This window comes from Actinomadura luteofluorescens, from assembly GCF_013409365.1.
Lineage (GTDB): Bacteria > Actinomycetota > Actinomycetes > Streptosporangiales > Streptosporangiaceae > Spirillospora > Spirillospora luteofluorescens.
On record NZ_JACCBA010000001.1, the window covers coordinates 5,363,845 to 5,383,454 of the forward strand.

19 protein-coding genes are annotated in these 19,610 nt (G+C 70.2%); 10 read left to right on the forward strand and 9 right to left on the reverse strand.

Annotation, left to right across the window (positions count from 1 at the left end; all coding sequences use genetic code 11):
- Window positions 1-77 precede the first annotated feature (77 nt).
- The 4 genes from BJY14_RS24920 to BJY14_RS24935 all read left to right on the forward strand — a co-directional run bounded on the left by BJY14_RS24920 (window position 78) and on the right by BJY14_RS24935 (window position 2,728).
- The gene (locus BJY14_RS24920; RefSeq protein ID WP_179845836.1) at window positions 78-1,229 is read left to right on the forward strand and encodes a hypothetical protein; all 1,152 of its coding nucleotides are present in this window, start codon (window positions 78-80) and stop codon (window positions 1,227-1,229) included.
- 38 nt (window positions 1,230-1,267) lie between these two features.
- Entirely contained in the window at window positions 1,268-1,684 is a 417-nt protein-coding gene (locus BJY14_RS24925; protein ID WP_179845837.1) for a DUF2809 domain-containing protein, read from the forward strand.
- 156 nt (window positions 1,685-1,840) lie between these two features.
- On the forward strand, window positions 1,841-2,038 hold the full coding sequence (locus BJY14_RS24930; protein WP_179845838.1) for a hypothetical protein: 198 nt from the start codon (window positions 1,841-1,843) through the stop codon (window positions 2,036-2,038).
- A gap of 168 nt (window positions 2,039-2,206) precedes the next feature.
- Entirely contained in the window at window positions 2,207-2,728 is a 522-nt protein-coding gene (locus BJY14_RS24935) for a flavoprotein (RefSeq protein WP_179845839.1), read from the forward strand.
- 25 nt (window positions 2,729-2,753) lie between these two features.
- Here the strand turns inward: BJY14_RS24935 and BJY14_RS24940 are convergent, their stop codons facing one another.
- Entirely contained in the window at window positions 2,754-3,392 is a 639-nt protein-coding gene (locus BJY14_RS24940; protein ID WP_246397134.1) for a Type 1 glutamine amidotransferase-like domain-containing protein, read from the reverse strand.
- 129 nt (window positions 3,393-3,521) lie between these two features.
- Between BJY14_RS24940 and BJY14_RS47800 the strand changes: the two genes are divergently transcribed.
- Both BJY14_RS47800 and BJY14_RS47805 read left to right on the forward strand, forming a co-directional pair.
- Window positions 3,522-3,773: a DUF2716 domain-containing protein gene (locus BJY14_RS47800; RefSeq protein ID WP_376770052.1), complete on the forward strand. Its 252-nt coding sequence runs from the start codon at window positions 3,522-3,524 to the stop codon at window positions 3,771-3,773.
- Window positions 3,704-3,949 carry a DUF2716 domain-containing protein gene (locus tag BJY14_RS47805; RefSeq protein WP_218905583.1) on the forward strand — a complete coding sequence of 82 codons (246 nt, stop codon included), beginning with the start codon at window positions 3,704-3,706 and terminating at the stop codon, window positions 3,947-3,949. The genes BJY14_RS47800 and BJY14_RS47805 overlap by 70 nt, the downstream gene beginning before the upstream one ends.
- Before the next feature lie 45 nt (window positions 3,950-3,994).
- Here the strand turns inward: BJY14_RS47805 and BJY14_RS24950 are convergent, their stop codons facing one another.
- Window positions 3,995-4,234: a hypothetical protein gene (locus BJY14_RS24950; protein ID WP_179845841.1), complete on the reverse strand. Its 240-nt coding sequence runs from the start codon at window positions 4,232-4,234 to the stop codon at window positions 3,995-3,997.
- 342 nt (window positions 4,235-4,576) lie between these two features.
- Between BJY14_RS24950 and BJY14_RS24955 the strand changes: the two genes are divergently transcribed.
- Window positions 4,577-5,428, forward strand: a complete 852-nt coding sequence (locus BJY14_RS24955) for a helix-turn-helix domain-containing protein (RefSeq protein WP_179845842.1) — start codon at window positions 4,577-4,579, stop codon at window positions 5,426-5,428.
- A gap of 294 nt (window positions 5,429-5,722) precedes the next feature.
- The gene (locus BJY14_RS24960) at window positions 5,723-5,905 is read left to right on the forward strand and encodes a DUF397 domain-containing protein (RefSeq protein WP_312879799.1); all 183 of its coding nucleotides are present in this window, start codon (window positions 5,723-5,725) and stop codon (window positions 5,903-5,905) included.
- A gap of 3 nt (window positions 5,906-5,908) precedes the next feature.
- Here the strand turns inward: BJY14_RS24960 and BJY14_RS24965 are convergent, their stop codons facing one another.
- From BJY14_RS24965 to BJY14_RS24980, 4 genes are all read right to left on the reverse strand, one after another.
- On the reverse strand, window positions 5,909-6,541 hold the full coding sequence (locus BJY14_RS24965; RefSeq protein ID WP_179845844.1) for a nucleotidyl cyclase domain-containing protein: 633 nt from the start codon (window positions 6,539-6,541) through the stop codon (window positions 5,909-5,911).
- Between the two features lie 698 nt (window positions 6,542-7,239).
- Window positions 7,240-8,070, reverse strand: a complete 831-nt coding sequence (locus BJY14_RS24970; protein WP_179845845.1) for an ABC transporter permease — start codon at window positions 8,068-8,070, stop codon at window positions 7,240-7,242.
- Window positions 8,067-10,541 carry an alpha/beta fold hydrolase gene (locus tag BJY14_RS24975; protein ID WP_179845846.1) on the reverse strand — a complete coding sequence of 825 codons (2,475 nt, stop codon included), beginning with the start codon at window positions 10,539-10,541 and terminating at the stop codon, window positions 8,067-8,069. Before BJY14_RS24975 ends, BJY14_RS24970 begins: the two co-directional genes overlap by 4 nt.
- Before the next feature lie 89 nt (window positions 10,542-10,630).
- Window positions 10,631-11,239, reverse strand: coding sequence for a TetR/AcrR family transcriptional regulator (locus tag BJY14_RS24980; protein WP_179845847.1), 609 nt, complete (start codon window positions 11,237-11,239; stop codon window positions 10,631-10,633).
- Between the two features lie 120 nt (window positions 11,240-11,359).
- On the opposite strand from BJY14_RS24980, the gene BJY14_RS47355 reads away from it, so the two are divergent.
- Together BJY14_RS47355 and BJY14_RS24990 are read left to right on the forward strand one after the other, a co-directional pair.
- A complete protein-coding gene (locus BJY14_RS47355; RefSeq protein WP_179845848.1) occupies window positions 11,360-13,954 on the forward strand; it encodes an MFS transporter in 2,595 nt (864 codons plus the stop codon).
- 71 nt (window positions 13,955-14,025) lie between these two features.
- Window positions 14,026-14,853 carry a YceI family protein gene (locus tag BJY14_RS24990; RefSeq protein ID WP_179845849.1) on the forward strand — a complete coding sequence of 276 codons (828 nt, stop codon included), beginning with the start codon at window positions 14,026-14,028 and terminating at the stop codon, window positions 14,851-14,853.
- Window positions 14,854-15,035: 182 nt separating this feature from the next.
- Here the strand turns inward: BJY14_RS24990 and BJY14_RS24995 are convergent, their stop codons facing one another.
- The 3 genes from BJY14_RS24995 to BJY14_RS25005 all read right to left on the reverse strand — a co-directional run bounded on the left by BJY14_RS24995 (window position 15,036) and on the right by BJY14_RS25005 (window position 19,185).
- The gene (locus BJY14_RS24995; RefSeq protein WP_179845850.1) at window positions 15,036-16,058 is read right to left on the reverse strand and encodes a SecDF P1 head subdomain-containing protein; all 1,023 of its coding nucleotides are present in this window, start codon (window positions 16,056-16,058) and stop codon (window positions 15,036-15,038) included.
- 183 nt (window positions 16,059-16,241) lie between these two features.
- Entirely contained in the window at window positions 16,242-17,351 is a 1,110-nt protein-coding gene (locus BJY14_RS25000; RefSeq protein ID WP_376770016.1) for a 2-oxoacid:ferredoxin oxidoreductase subunit beta, read from the reverse strand.
- Window positions 17,344-19,185, reverse strand: coding sequence for a 2-oxoacid:acceptor oxidoreductase subunit alpha (locus BJY14_RS25005; RefSeq protein WP_179845851.1), 1,842 nt, complete (start codon window positions 19,183-19,185; stop codon window positions 17,344-17,346). Before BJY14_RS25005 ends, BJY14_RS25000 begins: the two co-directional genes overlap by 8 nt.
- Window positions 19,186-19,610 lie beyond the last annotated feature (425 nt).

Below are 19,610 nucleotides of genomic sequence, written 5' to 3' on the forward strand. Positions count from 1 at the left end.
TGGCCTGTAGTGGTCATATGAACGAGGGTGTTTGTTTGGCGGGGCGATCTTGGGGATAGGTTTCCAGGTGTCTGCCAGTGGATGGCGGCAAGATCGTTGCGGGGTGCCGCCGGATCGTCTCGGGAGTCTTCATGGCTGGACATCGGGTTCTTCGCGTCACCGCTTGGGCCGCCGGCCTCGCTGGGGTGGTGCTCACACCCTCCGCTGCCATTGCGGCGTCCCCGGAGTGGGAGAAGGTGCCCACGCCGCCTTTCGAGGGGCTCGGGGTGGTGACTGAGATCGCCGCGGCCGGGCCGTGGGCCGCGTGGGCAGGCGGGGTCGAGGACGCGACGTCGAGTGGGAAGCCCGTCATGATGGCCTGGAATGGTCGGCAGTGGCGGCGCCAAGCGCTGCCGCCGGGCACTGGGCAGGTCGTCGACCTCGCTGCCGCCGGACCGCGGAATGCCTGGGGCATCTACCTCAACGAGAGCGGCTCACCGGCGCTGCATTGGAACGGCGTCGCTTGGCGCAGGGTCGGTTACCCGGCCGGAGTCCGGCCCACCATGCCTTCTCCTCTGCCGACGTATCTGCAGATCGTTTCGGCGGCGCGCGGCGGACCGGCCTGGTCACTCGGGTACGACTCACAGGCGAAGAAGGCCGTTGCCCTGCGCTTCCAGAACGGACGATGGGTGCGCCAGAAGACTCCGGTGCCGATGGTCAGTGCCTCTACCGTCGCCGTCCGGTCGGCGAAGGACATCTGGATCGCCTGCACCTGCGATATTCCGGGGGCCGGTCCGACTGAGGCCATGCTGCATTGGAACGGCGGCGAATGGAGCACGATCCGGTACCCGTCCAAAGAGCAGACCTACATCGCGAAGATCGCGCCGGTTTCGGGCACGAGCGTCTGGGCCTACCGTGCCAGCACCAGCTATGCGACCCCCGAGCTCATGCACTGGGACGGGAAGAGCTGGACGTCGACGACGATCCCCGCGTCCCCATTTGCCTACCACTTTCCGACGCTCGCCGATGACGGCGACCAAGGCGCCTGGGTCTCGGTGAGCACGGTCGACGACGACAAGAGCTACCTGCACTACAGCGGCGGACGCTGGAACGCCGAGAGCGGCGAGGGGCGTCCGGGCACCGCCGTCTGGGTGCGTGACCTGGCGCGAGTGCCGGGAACGCGCTCGGTCTGGTCGGTCGGCCTGCCCAGTTCCCTCGCCGGCCTGCCCTTCATCGAGCGCAGACGCTGACCGCGCGGCCGCCCCAGGTCCTTCAGTATGATCGCGCGATGTCGCTCGCAGCGCGGTGGATCCGGCCGCTGATGGTGGTCACGGCGGTCGGTTTCGCGGGCGCGGCCTACGCGATCCGGGCCGCGCTGGACGGGCCCGTCGAGCAGTACTCGGGCGCCGCACTGTCCGCCGCCATCGTCTACACGATAGTGATCTTCATAAGGCCGCCGCTCTCTTCGCTGGCTGCCGGCGCTGCTGCGATCGCGTATTGCTGGTTCATCGAGTTCGCACAGCTCACGCCTGTACCGGAGGCTCTTTCCCAACGCGGCTGGATCGTGCGCCAGCTGCTGGGAGCCCGGTTCGACCCCGTTGATGTCGCCTGGTATCCCGTCGGCGTTGTCCCTTTGGTCGCCGCGCACTGGTTTTTTCGGGCCCGCGCACGTTCTCAAGCAGAGCCGACGCCCGTCGAGCTTTAGCCGAGCCTTTCGTTTCGGTGAGGTGATTGCGGAAATTCCGTGCCGCCTGGCGCTCGGTCGCTAGACGGTCCTTGCTGCTGCGTTGTCACAGGAGCGCGCGCTCGGACGGTCGCAAGAGAAAGAGCGTTTTAGAGCGCGTGCAAAGGAGACACCCTTATGAGCCCCGTCACTGACCAGCAGCGCGCCCGCAGGGCAGGTATCGCGGCTTTCTGCCTCGGGCTGTTGTGCTTCGCGGGCGGCCTCTCCAGCCTGATCGTCAACGGCGTCAACGGCCTCAACTCGATGAACGTCACCCTCGGCGCCCTCGACATGGTCGTCTGCGGTGTGATCATCTTCAATGCCGGGCATCGGTGACAGCGGAAGCCCGGCCCCAGCCGAAGCGGCTCCTCACCTTGAGGGGTCGCTTCACTCTTGAACGAGCCTTTCAAACCCTCGCGTAGGACGCGCATTCGCGCGTGATCCAGGCCGGATGCCATGCTCATTGCTGGTCCGCGGAGAACACGCGTAGGGGGAGGCAGGTCGATGACCTCGGCGAAGGTGCTCTACGTGGTCGTGTGCGGGGCTGGTGCGGCGTCCGATCTGGAGGCCTTCGTGCGGCTGGCCCAGGGCGCGGGCTGGCATGTCCGGGTGATCGCGACCCCCATGGGGGCCAAGTTCCTGGACTTGGACCGGCTCGCGGCCTCGACCGGCGGGCCGGTGCGGACCGACTTCCGGCAGCCGCACGAGACGTCGAACGGGCTGCCTCCCGCCGACGCGATCGTGGTGGCTCCGGCCACGTTCAACACGATCAACAAGTGGGCGCTGGGCATCACGGACACGGTCGCCGTCGGCATGCTGTGCGAACACCTCGGCATGGGCGTGCCGATACTCGCGGTCCCGCAGGTCAAGGCGGAACTGGCCACCCACGTGGCCTTCGGGCGGAACCTGGACGCCCTCCGCTCGATGGGCGCCCGCATCCTTTTCGACCCGGCCGCCCCTCCACATGCGCGCATGCCGAGTTGGCAGGACATCCTCACAGAGTTGAACGGCATCCTCGACGGCTGAGGTGCCCGTGTCCGCAGGGCGTTGGTCAGTGGTCAGTGGGGGCGTCGATCACGATGGCCTCGCCATCGCGCAGCGTGCGGTGGGCGATGCCCTGGGAGCGGTAGTGGTCGGCGACCGTTCCCAGGATCTCGGTCTCGGGATGCCCGGGGGAGTCGATGTGCGGCACCACGACGTAGTCGAGGAGGGCCAGGCCGTCGAAGCGGGCCTGCGCGCCATATGCGCTGTGCACAGCCTGGGGATTGTCGCATCGCTCCAGCCCATGTAGGTCTGGGGCCAGGACGCAGGCGCCGGCGCTGTAGCCCGCATAGACGACGGCGTCCTGTTGCAGGAGCTCGGTTATGGCGCGGTCGGCGCCACTCTTCGCCAGAGCGTGACGGAGGACGAACACGTTGCCTCCGCGGACCCAGAGCAGACGGAATCCGCGGAGCGCGGCCGCGACGCCGCTTGGGTCCTGGTCGAAGTACGTCCGCAGATCGACTTCGACAGGTCGGAGGCCGAGGGCGGTGAGCGCCTGGATCTCGTGCTCGACCGCGGCTCGGCGCTCGGTGACGGGCAGGGCGTCGACGGCGTTTGCGATCACTGCCGTTCGGGCCCCGGTGGGACTCACCAGCAGTCGCAGCATCCGTTCCGGATGCTGTCCGGTCCGCCAGGAGGACAGATACATGCGCACTCGAGAACCCTAGGACGCCCATGCCCAGGCGAGAGACTCCAGCGTCCTGCGCGTCTTCTCTCTTAGGGGGAGATGCCTGGCCGAGGTTGGGTGAGAATGTCCAGCCGGACCTCTGGAGGGATGATGGCGGAAGACTTGCCGGCATGGGTCCGGCTCTCCGATTCGGATCAGGATGGGGCCTGGAGTGCCTTCGAGGAGTTGACGTCGTTTCGTCCCTCTGGTCGGCCGGATCCGCGGAGGGGCATCCTGGAGCCTTCCCCGTCGGTGACGTGGGACCTTGCCCGGGAACGTCCTACTTTCTCAGAGTGGCTCTGGCACTTCGCCGTAGATCCTGGCGACGGCACCCTTGCTGCCGCTTCTGGCCGCACCGCCTGAGCAGGCCGGAGGACTACGAGTCCTGGGTCGTCCCCGTCTTTCCTGACGACGACTACTACATCTTCCTGTCGCAGGATCTCTCATTCGGGACGTTCGGACATCCGTGGGAGGCCAGCCTCTGCGCCTACGGCGAACGACTCTTGGAGGCTGTCGAGCGCGCAACACTGGCGTCTTGAGCAGCGTCCTCCGTCGCAATGGGCTCTGAGGCGCTGGCGGCGAGGTCAGCCCAGTTGCTTGAAGGTGGCTGCGGCCTGAGCCCAGAGGGTGTGGTCGCCCAGGGGGCACTCGGGGAAGGCGCCTTGGAATAGGTGGGTGAGGAACTTCGCCATTCCGCGCTGGTAGTCAAGGGGGAACGGCCTGCCCCACGACTGCGCCATCCCGTCCCAGTCGACGGCCCTGCCACCGCTCTCCGGCGACGGCATCATGCGCCGCAAGGCGTCCACGTCGGTTGCCGTGCTCATCGGCTTCTTTCTCTGAAGACGACAGAGCGTCGCCTGGACTGTGACCCTGCGGTGGGTGCTTTCGCACCCTATAGCGAGGTACCCGGTACCCGGCGGGTCACGACAGCGGGTCAGGGATGCTGGTGAGTCACTGGAGTCTGGATTGAGGCTCCTTGGCAGTGTGGGTATTGGACAGGTCGTGTGTGGCGGTTTGTGTTCTTTTGGGGACGCTGAGTCGTCGAGGTTGGGCAAATCCTCGGGGTGAACCGACCACATGCGGTTGGTGGTGCACTAGTCTTTGCGACCTAGGCGCTTTGAAAGGTTGCACTCTGCCTTCTGGCAGAGAAGTGGAAGGTGTAGGGCATGCCGGACAGTCCGACTGTTCACCAGCGACGCCTTCGGGTAGAGCTCCGCAGGGCCCGTGAGGCCGCCGAGCTGACGCAGGAGCAGGCGGCGAAGGCCCTGGAATGGTCGCTTTCGAAAATCATCCGCATTGAAGGCGGGATGGTCAGGGTCGCGGTGAGCGACGTCCGCGTCATGTTGCAGCAGTATGGGGTGCCGTCGGAGCGGTACGACGAGTTTCTGGGGCTGGCGCGCGCGGCCCGTGAAACGGCCTGGTGGAGCGCTTATCGCAGGGTCCTCAGCCCGCAGATGGCGGAGCTCATCGGCTTCGAGTCGGCCGCCGGCGCCTGCCGCGAGTTCGATCCCCTGCTCGTTCCGGGCCTGCTGCAGATCAGCGCCTATGCCAAGGAAATCCTCTCGAACCTGCGCGGCGAGGACGCTCCCGAGCAGATCAGCGAACTGGTCGAGGTGCGCCTGCGCAGGCAGGAGATTTTCGAGGGGGACGCTCCCCCCAGGTTCTACTTCGTCATCGACGAGGCGGCGATCCGTCGGCTGGTCGGAGGCGCCGCGGTGATGCGCGCCCAGTTGTCGCACCTGCTGGAGATGGCGAAGCGGCCCAACGTGACCATCGAGATCGTTCCGCTCGACCGGGGGGCCCATCCTGGGCTGAGCGGACCGTTCAAGCTCCTTGAGTTCGTTGAAGCCGAAGACGACGACGTGCTGTATCTGGAAGGCGCGCAGGGTGAACTGATCGGGCGCGACTATCGCGAGGACATCGTCCGCTATCGCGAGAAGTTCGAGGTGCTGCGCCGTATTTCGCTTGGTCCGGAAGGCTCGGCCGTGCTGCTCAACACGGTCGCGGAATCGCTCTGAGGCCCCTCGACGCCGACAGCGGCGCGGGGCGAGTGATCCACCTATGGCTTGATCTTCGGTGAACACTTACACTCTCACATTGACAGAGCACGACACAGGACTGTGGTGTGCCTGGGATCGTGCGCCGAAGGGCATGGCCGAGCGTGAGGACGTTCGCCCGAACAGAAGGTCGCCGTTCGCATCCTGATTGGCCTGCGAGGACGCCTCCAAGGTTGTGCCCCGAAATTCTGACAGCCGCGCCGTGAAGGCCGGCGGTTGGAAGGGGCCAGTGTGGACAGGACGAAACGATCGCGGGTGGTCTGGAGAAAGAGCAGTCGCAGCGGTGGAGGCAACTGCGTCGAGATCGCTTGTGACGGGGGATCCGTTCTGATGCGGGATTCCACGGATCGCCTGAGCGCCGTCCTGACGATTTCGAGCGTGGAGTGGCTGCTTCTGCGGCGCTCCATACGCAGACGGTACGGAGACGGGGCGGACTGATGGTCATGCGGCGGGCGCCGGGAGGGGGAGCTCTCGTGGCGGCAGCCGGTCGTGGTGGATGTAGCCGCTGTACGGCTTCTCTTTGATCACTACTTCCAGCCGGGAGAAGTCCGTGGGCTTCAGGGCGCAGAAGCCGCTGCCCACGACGTCCTTGTACAGGGTGTCGGACACCACCAGGGCGAGGTCGCGGTCCTGGTGCTCGGTGAGGTGGTCGCGCAGCGGCGCGGAGTCCAGTAACCGGGCGACCACGACGGGGGCGTCGCCGGCCGGGCCGAGCGGCCCGTCGATCACGGTGCCGTGGTGGAGGGCGAGCCGCATGCGCAGGCGGGTGGCCCGCTCCCTGTTGAGCTCGGCGAGCGCGCATTCGAGGTCGGACGTGAAGGCCCCCACGACGTGGGGGATGTCGACGTCGGCGGGCATGACGACGAGTTCCCCGTCGCCGCCGGGCTGGCGGTACCAGTCGTTGGTGCGCAGGCCGGTCCGTCTCGCACAGCCGTTGAGCAGCCTGCGGAGGTCCTTCTGGGCGGCGAGTTGCCGCTGCGCGTCCAGGTGACTGTACTTCTCCAGGTCCACGGCGAGGAGCAGGCGGTACACGAGCCGCGTTCCACCGGTGGACCAGGGTCGTCGAAGCATCATCTGCCGTCCTCGAAACCGCCGTCGGTTCGATTCTGCCCGATGCGTGATGCTCTGTGCAGAGAAACATAGGTCGGTTAGCAACATGGCACTTTGCCGGTAGCTTCCTGTCCGGACCGCCTCTCCGGGCACTCGACCGCTGACCTGCGTTGATGTGGATGCCGTGCAGCATGGTGATCTGGCTACTGGCGTAAAGTAACCTCTCGGTCTGCCAGGTGGCAGTCTGCCGACCGCTTTGGGCGACCAAGGCGCGCGTGACGGCCGCGCACGAGACGTACGCGATGCGCGCGTGGGGTCGGTGGGACGTGGCGGCGGCGCTCAGGCCGCTCGCGCCGGACGGGGCCGCCACGGCGAGGGCGTGGCGGCCTCGAACGGACCGTCGTCCAGCGGGAGAGGCTCCTGCGAGGCTCTCCCGGTGAGGGTCAGTACGGCAGGAGGCGGCCCGAAGGGGTCCGCAGGTCGGGCGGGCTCGGTTGACGTGGGGGCCTGGGGCGCTTGATGAGCTGCTGCCGTGCCATGGTGATCATCTCCCCCCGCCGGGCTGCCTTTAAAACCCGAGGATCGAGCCGTTACCTCGTATGACGCGGCCGGGCCGGACGAGGTTCGCTGAGCTTATGTCACCGACACTGCCCGTTCGACCGGTTTTCGGGGAGTCCTGATCGACGGCGCGCGTCCGGGGGACCGCGGAACGTGCCCGGGGGTCAGGAGACGATGTCGCGTGTCCGGAAGCGGCGGAAGGCCAGGGCGAACAGGACGGCGGCGTAGGAGACGGAGATCGCGGCGCCCTTGGCCATGCCCGCCCACTGGATCTCGGGTTGCAGGGCGTCCATCCAGGAGTACATCCAGTGCGTCGGGAGGAAGTCGCGCCAGGAGCCGAGCGCGGTGACGGCGTCCAGGATGTTGCTGACGATGACCAGGCCCACCGCGCCGCCGACGGCGCCGAGGGGGGAGTCGGTCGTCACCGAGAGCAGGAAGGCCAGGGCGGCGACGACGAGCTGCGCGACGAGGGAGTAGCCGATGATGATCGCCATGCGGCCGAGCGCGGTGCTCACCGGGACGGTGCCGCCGGTCGGGAGCTCGACGTCGCCCCAGCCGAACCCGGCCGTCCCCGCGACGAGCGACATCAGCGGCAGGCTGACGACGGCGACGACCGCGTAGGAGAGGGCGACGATCAGCTTCTGGCGCAGCAGCCGGGCGCGCGGCACGGGCGCGGCGAGCAGGTAGCGCAGGGACGACCAGCCCGCCTCGCTCGCCACCGTGTCACCGCAGAACAGCGCGACCGCGACGACCAGCAGGAACCCCGTCGAGACGAACAGGGCGAAGAGGGCGAAGTTCAGCGCGGACGACGTGGCGACGTCGACCAGGCTGGGAACGCCGTCCGGCCCCGGATCGCCGCCGATCTTGAACGCCGCGACGAGCACCCAGGGCAGCACGAGCAGGAACGCGAAGGCGACCAGCGTGCGGCGGCGCCGAAACTGCCGGACGGCCTCGACCCGCAGCGGAAGGGTGCGCCGGACGTGGTAGGCGGTCATGAGCCCTCCCCGATGATCTCCAGGAACGCGTCCTCCAGGCGGCGGCCGGACCCGGTGATCTCGGCGACCGGGCCGGCGGCGACGCGGCGGCCGCCCGCCATGACGACGGCGTGCGTGCAGGTCTGCTCGACCTCGGCGAGCAGGTGGCTGGAGACGATGACCGTCCGCCCGGCGGCCGCGTACCGGACGAGCACCTCACGCATCTCGCGGATCTGGGGCGGGTCGAGGCCGTTGGTGGGTTCGTCCAGGACGAGGAGGTCGGGCAGCCCGAGCATGGCCTGCGCTATGGCGAGACGCTGCCGCATCCCCTGCGAGTAGGTGCGGACGGCCCGGTCCAGGGCCGACCCCAGGTTGGCTATCTGGAGCGCCTCGTCCAGGTGGGCCTCGTCCAAGGGACGTCCTGTGGCGCGCCAGTAGAGGTCCAGGTTGTCGCGACCGGACAGGTGGGGCAGGAACCCAGGCCCCTCTACGAAGGAGCCAAGACGGGAAAGTACAGGGGCGCCCGGGTACACGCGATGCCCGAAGATGCGGATCGAGCCGGAGTCCGGATGAATCAGGCCCATCAGCATGCGCAGCGTCGTCGTCTTCCCTGCACCGTTCGGACCCAGGAGCCCCAGCACCTGACCCTTCTCCACCCGGAACGACAGGTCCGAGACGGCGAGGTGCCCGTTCTTGTACGCCTTTGTTAGCCCCGTTATCTCCAGGGGCACGTCGCTGTCCGTTTCGGCGCCGCGCCTGAGTCGCCCAGGGAGAAGGATGGCGAGCGCCAATGCGACGGCGCCGGCAGGCAGAGCCCACACCCAGGCGGGCAGAGGCGCCGGCGCGGCCTTCAACGCCGGGACGGACGGGACGGTCAGCGGCGACACCACCTGCACCTTGTACGACGACGGCTTGGCGGGTGTCGCGAATCCCATGTCGGTGGTGGCGATGACCAGCCGAAGCCGGTGCCCGCGGTCGAAGCGGTAGTCCATCGCCGGGAGCGTCACCTCGACCTCCCCGCCGGACACCCGGAAGGGCGCCGCCAGCCGCCTCGCCGGGGCGGCCGGCCCGCCCGGCGAGACGTCGTAGAGCTTCGCGAACAGCGGCCCGTCGCCGCTGACCTTGAGCCGGACGGTCGCGGCGCCCGTCAGCCGCAGCGGGCGGCCCAGCGGACGCGTGTCGAAAGTGGCGGTCTGCCCTGGCATGTCCGAAGGAAGTTGCCCGCCCAGGGAGCCGCCCAGCGACCCGCCCAGGGAACCGAGCGCCCCGAGACCCGGCAGCGCGGAGATCGACGTGGGCGATCCGCCCGCCGGATTGAAGATCGTCTGCTCGCTCCCGGTCAGCGGCAGCGCCGACGTGTCCCCGGAAAGCCCCGGATACCGCCGCGTCGACGCCTCGTCCACGACGACCGCCTGGGTCGAGGAGTCGAGGCCGCCCGCCCGCGTCACGGTGAACCCGTCCGAGGAAGGCGCCGACGACCGCATGAGCCGGGCGTCGAAGAAGTCGCGCACGAGCCCCTCGACCCGCGCGGTCTCGGGGTCGCCGCCGTCGTGCCCGCCCTGGAACCACACCACCGACACCGGGGCGCCGTTTCGCGCGATCGCCTGGGCGTTGGCGTCGGCCTGGTCGAGCGGGAACAGCGAGTCGGTCTGCCCCTGGACGAGCAGCGTCGGCACCCTGATCCGGTCGGCGACGGATGCGGGGCTCGACCGATGCAGCATCGCGATCGCCGATTCGGTGGGGCGGCCCTTCTCCGCCACCTCCTGGTACATCTCGCACACGGAGGGCAGGAAACGCCCGCACGCCGACCGGGTCGCGCTGCCCGTGAAGAACAGCCCCGCCCACAGCTTCTTGAAGACGCCGTCCGTGGGCTTCGCGCCGGAGGCGGCATCGGGGAAGAGCGCGCCGGCCAGGCTGTTCCAGGTGATCTGCGGGGCGATGGCGTCCACCCGCCGGTCGTAGGCGGCGGTCATCAGCGCGATCGCGCCGCCGTAGGACTGTCCCGCCATCCCGACGCGCGGGTCGCCGGGCCCGTCGAGCCGGACCTCCGGCCGCCGCGCCAGCCAGTCGATCAGCTGCCGGGTGTCCTTCACCTCGTAGTCGGGGGAGTTGAGGGCGATCTCGCCGGTCGAGCGCCCGAATCCGCGCGCCGACCAGGCCAGCACCGCGTAGCCGTCGCGGGCGAGGTCGCGGGCCTCGGCCGCGACGTCCCGCTTGTCGCCGCCGAAGCCGTGCCCGAGCAGGACCGCCGGGCCCTTCGACCGTCCGACCGGCTTGTAGAACGTCGTGTCGAGCGTGACGCGCTGGTCGTTCTTGGGCCCGTCGACGACGGTGATGCGCTGTTCGGACGTCCGGACGCGGGCCTCTCCGCCCGCCGCCGCGCCCCAGGCCGCGGCCCCGCCCGCGAGCACTACGGCGACCGCCGCCGACGCCCAGCGTGCGGGCCGTCCCGTCCTGTCCCACCGCGCCCTGAAAGCGCCCGCCCGCCCCATGACCAGAACCCTATGCGCGCCTCGTGCCCGCCCGCTCCGCCTCGAAGCCGATCCCGCCTGCTCCCGCCGGGGTACGCGGCCCCGTGTCGCTACGTCCCGCGGTGGACGGGGGTGGCGAGGGCGGCGCTGAACATCGCGGTGAGGCGGTCGGTGAGGTCGGCGGGGTCGGCGGCGCGCAGGTCGCCGAGGCCGACCAGGCGCCGCACCGGACCGCCGCCCATGATGATCGTGGACGCGAGCAGCGCCCGGGCCCGCGCGTCGGGCCCGTCCAGCTGCGCCACCATCGGCTCGACGATCACGTCCTCCAGGTAGCGGAGCAGGATCTCCTTGACCTCGGGGTGGCCGGCCGACCGGTCGAGCATCCGGGACATGGCGGTGACCGAGCGCTGGTCGACCTGCCGGACGAAGTGCTCGGCGAGCCGGCGCGGCAGCCCCTCGGGGGCGCCCGCGATGACGCCGCGGATCACCGACTCCCCGGCCAGCACCTCGCCGAACAGCGCCGCCTTGGAGCCGAAGTAGCGGTGGACCAGCGCCGTGTTCGCCTCGGCGCGCCCGGCGATCATGCGGACGGTGACGCCGTCGTAGCCGTGCTCGCCGAACAGGTCGCGGGCGGCGTCCAGGATGCGGCGCCGGGTCGCCTCCCGGTCGCGCTTGCGCCGCCGCGCCACCGCGGCCTCGGTCTGTTCCTCGAACCGCATTCCGCCAGCCCCCGGTCAACGTTACAGTCCGTGTCTATTATGTACCGAGTTGCAAGTAAACAAGCGTCTACATAAGGTATATGCAAAACACAGGTAATTCATCTGAGTTGTGGGGGCAATGTGGCTCAGGCGAGCGTGGCGTCGCACGGCCCGGCGGCGCCAGAGCAAGCGAGACCGCACTACACGCACCGACAGATCCTGGAGATCCTCGCCGGTCTGATGATGGCGATGCTGACGTCGATGATCTCGACGTCGGTGGTCGCCACCGCGCTGCCGACGATCGTCGGTGACCTCGGCGGCCAGGACAAGCTCTCCTGGGTCGCGAGCGCGTCGCTGCTGACCATGACGGCGTCCACGCCGCTGTGGGGCAAGCTGTCGGACATCGCCGGCCGCAAGCTCATGTTCCAGACCGCCCTGATCATCTTCGTGGCGGCCTCGGTGGGCGCGGGGCTGTCGCAGAACATCGGCCAGCTCATCGCGGCCCGCGCGTTCCAGGGCCTCGGCGTCGGCGGCCTGTCGGCGCTGGCCCAGGTCATCCTCGGCGACGTCGTGGAGCCCCGGCAGCGCGGCCGCTACGCCGGGTTCATGGGCGCGGTGTTCGGCGTCTCGACCGTCGCCGGCCCGCTGCTCGGCGGGTTCATCGTGGACGCCGACAGCCTCGGCTGGCGCTGGTGCTTCTACGTGTGCGTGCCGCTCGCGGTCGTCGCGTTCCTCGTCATCCAGAAGGTGCTCAAGCTGCCGAAGGTGCGCCGCGACACCCGCATCGACGTCTTCGGCGCGTTCACCATCACCGGCAGCGCCGCCGTGCTGATGCTGGTGCTGTCCATGGGCGGGGCGGAGTTCGAGTGGAACTCCCAGTGGACCTACATCCTGCTCGGCGCCGCCGCGGTGCTGCTCGTCCTGGCGATCGTCGCCGAGCGCATCGCGCGCGACCCGATCCTGCCGCCCCGGCTGTTCCGCAACCCCACGTTCCTGCTGACCTCGTTCGTCTCCGTCTGCGTCGGCATGGCGATGTTCGGCGTGATGATCTACATGCCGCAGTACCTGCAGATCGTCAAGGGGATGAGCCCGACGGCGTCCGGCCTGATGACGCTGCCGCTGGTCGTCGGGATGCTCGTCACCTCCACCGGCTCGGGCCAGTTCGTCACCCGGACGGGCCGCTACAAGATCTTCCCGGTGGTCGGGCTGCTGTGCGTCGCCGGCGGGCTGTACCTGCTGTCGCTGCTGCACACCGACTCGCCCAAGATCATCGTTGGTGCGGACCTCGCCGTCCTCGGCGTCGGGATGGGCCTCAGCCTGCAGATCCTCATCCTCGCCGCGCAGAACGCCGCCGCTCCCGCCGACCTCGCCTCCACCACGTCCGGCGTCTCCTTCTTCCGCAACCTCGGCGGCGCGATGGGCGTGGCCGCGTTCGGCGCGATCCTCACCAACCGGGTCGCGGACGAGATCATCAGCGGCTTCCGCTCGGCGGGCATCCCCGTGCCGGCCGGCGGCGGCGCGACCAACCTCGGCTCCCCGGAGGAGATCAGCAAGCTCGACCCGCAGGTCAGGGGCATCATCCAGGACGCCTTCACCGACTCGCTGCAGACCGTCTTCCTCGTCGGCATCCCCGTCGCCCTGGTGGGCTTCCTCGCGATGCTGGCGCTGAAGGAGCTCCCGCTGCGCGGCTCGGCGCACCGCGGCAAGGGCGCGCCGCCACCCGCGCCCGCGACCGACGTCCCCGCGGAGAGCGGCGTCGTGCGCCCGCCGTCCGCGGGGGTGCGGACGGGCGCGGTCGGTGCGGTCGGCGCGGGCAGGCACGCGCGCGGCAACGGCCATCTGGACGACGGCCGCTACGCCACCGTCGCCGCGCCGCCGGCCCCGCCCGCCCACACGGCGGAGACCCCGGCCGCCGCTGAGCTGGCGGCCCAGGCGAAGCTCCTCGCCCAGCAGATCGAGCAGAACGCCCACGGCGGCGGCGTCCAGGTGCGCGGCGTCGTCCGGACGCGCGACGGGGAGCCCGTCCCGTCCGCCGCCCTCACCCTCATCGGCGTGGACGGCCACCAGCTCGCCCGCGCCATCACCGGCGAGGACGGGCGGTACGCGCTGCCGACGCCCGGCCCCGGCAGCTACGTGCTGATCGCCGCGACCGGCGGGCACGAGCCGCAGGCCGCGACGCTCGTCGTCGGGGACCGGCCGGTCGAGTTCGACCTGCTGCTGGCCGGCAGCGGCGGCCTCGTCGGCACGGTCCGCAGCGCCGACGGCACCCCCATCGTGAACGCGATGGTCGTCGTCACCGACGTGCGCGGCGACGTCGTCGGCACGGGCCGCACCGACGCCGACGGCCGCTACACGTTCAAGGACATCGTGGCCGGCGGCTACACGCTCGCCGTCAGCGCCGCCGCGCACCGCCCGGTCGCGATGCCGGTGGAGGTGACCGGGAACGGCCAGACGCGGCTGGACGTCGAGATGCCGCCCGGCGCCCGGATCCGCGGAACGGTCCGCAACGAGTCGGGCGAGGCGGTCGGGGACGCGCGCGTCACGCTCGTCGACGCCGCCGGCAACGTCGTCGCGATGGTCATCACCGGCCCGGACGGCGAGTACGCCTTCACCGACCTCACCGGCGGCCAGTACACGGTGATCGCGTCCGGATATCCTCCGGTCGCAACGGGTCTGTCGCTTTCCGGCGGCGGGCTGGACGACCACGACCTCAAGCTCGGCTACCCGGACGAGTGACGGACGCGAGCGAGCCGGGCCGCCCGCACGACGGCGGCCACGAGACACGGAACCTGGAGTGCGGGTCGTTGATGGATGCGAACCGAGGTCTGCGCGGGACGGTGCGGACGAAGGACGGCTGGGCGGTGCGGCACGCCATCGTCACGGTCACGAACCTGGCGGGCGACCAGGTCGCGCGGGAGCAGACCGGGGAGGACGGCGTGCTCGCCGCCGGTCCGCTGCCCCCCGGCACCTACACGGTGATCGTGACGGCCATGGGGTTCCAGCCGGCCGCCTCGACGATGATCGTGTCCAGCGCGGGCACCGCCGACATCGGGAAGATGATCCTCGGCCGGGCGGGCGGCACCGAGCTCCCGCCGCCCGGCGTCTGGACGATCGACCCGGCGCACTCCAACATCGGCGCCGTCGCGCAGCACCTCGGCCTGTCGAGCGTCCGCGGCCGGTTCGCCGCCTTCGAGGGACGCATCGAGATCGCCGAGCCGGTCGAGGAGTCCCGCGTCACGGCGCGCATCGAGGCGGCGTCCATCGAGACCGGCAACAAGACGCGCGACGACCACCTGCGCTCGGCCGACTTCCTGAACGCCGACGTCCACCCCGTCCTCACCTACGAGGGCGACGGGCTGACCGGCGCCGGCCCCGACCGCTGGACGGTGCACGGCCGTCTCACCCTCAACGGCATCACCCAGCCGGTCGACCTCGACATGATCTATCTCGGCATGGGCTCCGACCCCTGGGGCGGCCTCCGCGCCGCGTTCCGCGCGACCGCCGAGCTCCCCCGTACCGACTTCGGCATCCGCTTCAACCAGATCCTGGAAGCGGGCATCTCCCTGGTCGGCGAAAGCCTGAAGGTCGAACTGGAGATCCAGGCAGTCCAGGGAGAAGACCTCCCAGCGACCTGACGACCCGCTCCCTGGGCCACTACCGCGGCCACACGACGGTTGCGATCGCGTCCGAAGGCAGATTCGAGCGAAGCAAGAATCTGATCGCGCAGCGAGCCGCAAGGCGAGCCGGAGCGATGCCAGCGATCGCCCGCTTTTTCGACGATGGAGGGCCGCCAGGCCCGAAGGAGGAGAGAAAGCAATTAATACCGGAGCTGGCGGACCAGGGCGTTCGCTGAGGGGCGGTCGGGGGAGCCGGTGACGATGACTTTTCCGTCGGTGATGGCCATGTCGACGCGGGGCAGGGTGACCAGGCGGTCGCGGACGACGAAGGCGAGGTCGCGGCCGACCGTCGCGCGGGTCAGTTGGGCGAACGCGCGGCGGTCGGCGGGGCGCAGCGTCACCGCCACGTCGTAGCCGCCCGGCTTCACCCGCGACTTCTGGACGCGCAGGTCGGCGACCTTGTGGATCGCGATCCCCTGGGTGAGCCGGTAGCAGGTCGCCCCGGTGGCGGCCTGCCCGGTGATGCCCTGCGTCCCGGCGGGGCACTGGCCCGGCAGCACCTGCGCGACGGGGTAGATGTGCAGCGGCGCGGCCAGCGCGACGGGCCGCGTCCGCATCGAGGACGCGATCATCCCGCCGGTCACCGCGACGGCCGCGATCAGCAGGCCCAGCGTGAGCACCATGACCAGCAGCGCCGACCGGTGCTGGTCGGCGGCCCTCGCGGGCGCGGCCTCCCGGTACGCGCGGCCCTGCCGCCGCGCCGCCCGGCTCCGCTTCATCTCCGCGGCCTCCCGCTGCCGCTGGGCCGCTCGCGCCCGGCGCCGCTCGGCCTCCGTGCCGGGCGGCCGCGTGGCCGCGGGCAGGACCGCCGTCGTGGCCTCGGGGCGCCGGCCGCCGTCGCGCAGGCTCTCCTGGCCCAGCGCCTCCGCGGGGTCGCGTCCCGGCTCGGGCCCGGCCTTCATGGGACGGGTCCGTCCGGGCGCGGTCTCGCCGGGCGGGACGGGGACGGGGGGCCGGGGCGGCGCCGCCGGTTGTGGCGCTGTCGTCGCGGTGGAGTCTTCGGGGATGAGCGGGGTGGGCGGGGGCGGCGACTTCAGGGCCGGTCCGGGGGTCGCCGGTTCGGCGGACGGGGCGGGAGGCGCCGGGGCGGGTGCGGGCTCCTCGTCCCGCTGACGGCCTTTGTTACGGCGCGGTACGACCCGCATCGCCACCTCCCGGTCCATGATCTCCTCAGTCTGTCAGGCGGGGACGCCGCCGCGCACGACGTCCCGCCCGGAAGACCACCGCGGATCGCCGGACTCCCGGCACGTGAGAACCGTGCCCCGTTCGCGGGGCCTCCAAGCGCGCGCAGGCCCGGCCCCCGGTGACGCGGGGCCGGGCCTGCGGAGACGCCGGGAAAACCGCCGTCAGTCGATGCGCCAGGTGTCGCCGCTGCCGAGCAGGGCCGCGAGGTCGCCCTCGCCCTGCGCCTGGACGGCGTCGTCGAGCTGGGCCCGCATCAGCTCGTCGTAGGACGGGCGGTCGACGTCGCGGAAGATGCCGATCGGGGTGTGCTCGAACGCCGGCTGGTCCAGCCGCGACAGCGCGAACGCCTGCGACGGGTCCGGGTTGTGGGCGTCGTGCACGGCGATCTCGGCCGGGTCCACGTCGGCGACGTTCACGACCTCGAACGACCCGGACGGGGCGCGGCGCAGCGCCTTGGCACGGTCGGCCCCGAACACGATGGGCTCGCCGTGCTCCAGCCGGACGGTGACGTCGTCGCGCACCGCCGCGTCCTTCAGCGGGTCGAACGCGCCGTCGTTGAAGATGTTGCAGTTCTGGTAGATCTCGACGAGCGCGGTGCCGCGGTGCTGCGCGGCGGCCCGCAGCACCGACTGCAGGTGCTTGCGGTCGGAGTCGATGGTGCGGGCGACGAACGTGCCCTCCGCGCCGATCGCGAGCGACAGCGGGTTGAAGGGGGCGTCGAGCGAGCCCATCGGCGTCGACTTGGTGATCTTGCCGAGCTCCGAGGTCGGCGAGTACTGGCCCTTCGTCAGCCCGTAGATCCGGTTGTTGAACAGCAGGATCTTGAGGTTGACGTTGCGGCGCAGCGCGTGGATCAGGTGGTTGCCGCCGATGGACAGCGAGTCGCCGTCCCCGGTCACCACCCACACCGACAGGTCGGGGCGGGACGTGGCGAGGCCCGTCGCGATCGCGGGAGCGCGGCCGTGGATCGAGTGGAACCCGTAGGTGTTCATGTAGTACGGGAACCGCGACGAGCAGCCGATGCCGGAGACGAACGTGATGTTCTCGCGGCGCAGCCCGAGCTCGGGAAGGAACGACTGGACGGCCGCGAGGATCGCGTAGTCACCGCACCCGGGGCACCAGCGCACCTCCTGGTCGGTCTTGAAGTCCTTCATCGTCTGCTTCCCGTCCGCCTTGGGGACGAGGGAGAGCAGGCCGCGGCCGTCGGCGACGCCGTTGCCGGCGCCGTTGCCGTTGCCGTGCGCGGCGCCGTTGGCTCCGTTGTCACTCACTGTCGATCACATCCTGGATGACGCCCTGGAGCTCCTCGGCCTTGAACGGCAGGCCGCGGACCTGGTTGTAGCCGATCACGTCGATGAGCAGCCGGCCGCGCAGCAGCAGCGCGAGCTGGCCGAGGTTGATCTCAGGGACGATCACCTTGTCGTAGGAGCGCAGCACCTCGGGCAGGTTCGCCGGGAACGGGTTGAGGTGCCGCAGGTGGGCCTGCGCGATGGGGCGCCCGGACGCCCGGACCCGCCGGACGGCCGCGGAGATGGCCCCGTACGTCCCTCCCCAGCCCATCACCAGGACGCGGGCCGCGCCGGACGGGTCGTCCACGGCGAGCGGCTCGATGTCGTTCGCGATCCCGTCGACCTTGGCCTGGCGCAGCCGGACCATGCGGTCGTGGTTGGCGGGGTCGTAGGAGATGTTGCCGGTGACGTCGGCCTTCTCCAGGCCGCCGATCCGGTGCTCCAGCCCGGCCGTGCCGGGGACCGCCCACGGGCGGGCGAGGGTGGCCGGGTCGCGCTCGAACGGCTGGAACCCCTCCTGCGACGGCTCGGCGAAGTTCGGCTCGATCTTCGGCAGCGTCGCCACGTCCGGCAGCCGCCACGGCTCGGAGCCGTTGGCGAGGTAGCCGTCCGACAGCAGGATCACCGGCGTGCGGTACTTCACCGCGATCCGCGCCGCCTCGATCGTCGCGTCGAAGCAGTCCGACGGGGACTGCGGCGCGATCACCGGGACGGGCGCCTCGCCGTTGCGGCCGAACATGGCCTGCAGCAGGTCGGCCTGCTCGGTCTTGGTCGGCAGCCCGGTGGACGGGCCGGCCCGCTGCACGTCGATGACCAGCAGCGGGAGTTCGGTCGAGACGCCGAGCCCGATCGTCTCGCTCTTCAGCGCGATGCCGGGCCCCGACGTGGTGGTGACGCCGAGCGACCCGCCGAACGAGGCGCCGAGCGCCGCGCCGACCGCGGCGATCTCGTCCTCGGCCTGGAAGGTGCGGACGCCGAACCGCTTGTGCTTGGAGATCTCGTGCAGGATGTCGGACGCCGGCGTGATCGGGTAGGAGCCGAGGAAGATCGGCAGCCCGCTCTGCACGCCCGCCGCGACCAGCCCGTACGCCAGCGCGAGGTTCCCGGTGATGTTGCGGTAGAGCCCCGGCTCGTGCTCGGCCGGCTTGATCTCGTACTGCACCGAGAACGCCTCGGTGGTCTCGCCGTAGGACCAGCCCGCCTGGAAGGCCGCGATGTTGGCCTTCATGATCTCGGGCTTGCTGGCGAACTTGCGCTCCAGGAAGGCCAGTGTCCCCTCGGTGGGACGGTGGTACAGCCACGACAGGAGGCCGAGCGCGAACATGTTCTTCGCGCGCTCGGCGTCCTTCTTGGAGATGTCGAAGTCTTCGAGTGCCTTCACCGTCATGGAGGTCAGCGGCAGGGCGTGGACCCGGAACTCCGACAGCGAGCCGTCCTCGACGGGGCTGGCCGCGTAGCCGACCTTGGCGAGGTTGCGCTTGCTGAACTCGTCGGTGTTGACGATGAGGTCGGCGCCGTGCGGAAGATCCCCGAGGTTCGCCTTGAGGGCGGCGGGGTTCATCGCGACCAGGACGTTCGGCGCGTCGCCCGGCGTCAGGATGTCGTGGTCGGCGAAGTGCAACTGGAAACTGGACACGCCGGGGAGGGTCCCGGCGGGGGCGCGGATTTCGGCCGGGAAGTTCGGCAACGTGGAGAGGTCGTTGCCGAACGCCGCGGTCTCCTGGGTGAAGCGGTCGCCGGTCAGCTGCATGCCGTCGCCGGAGTCTCCGGCGAAGCGGATGATGACGCGGTCGAGCTGCTGGACCTGTTTGGTCACAGAGGAAGACCTCCTCGACGCGCAGCATCCGTCCTGGGGGAGGCACCCAGGATCGTGATGCTACTAAGGCTTACCTTCATGGTATGTCCGGGACGGGATGGGTTGGCGGTGACGGGCCGCACACAGGGATGACCGCGCAAGGAGAGCGCGCTGTCCTCGTCCGGTGCCGGTGGCCGCGCGTCATGGAGGCGTGCGACGGGCGGCGAACGCTCCGCAGGTCCTATCGGGCGATACGACCTGGACGGGTCCCCGGGTTCATCCCGAACACAGGCAGCTGCGCTGGCGGCACAGGTCGACATGCAGACGCCGGACCAGCAACCGCGCGGGACTCGTCGAGGAGCATCCGCTCCCCAGAGGCGTGGAGTTCACGACCCGAAGTGTAGACAGCCGGAATCCCGTTCGATCGCACCGCCCCTGAACGTGGG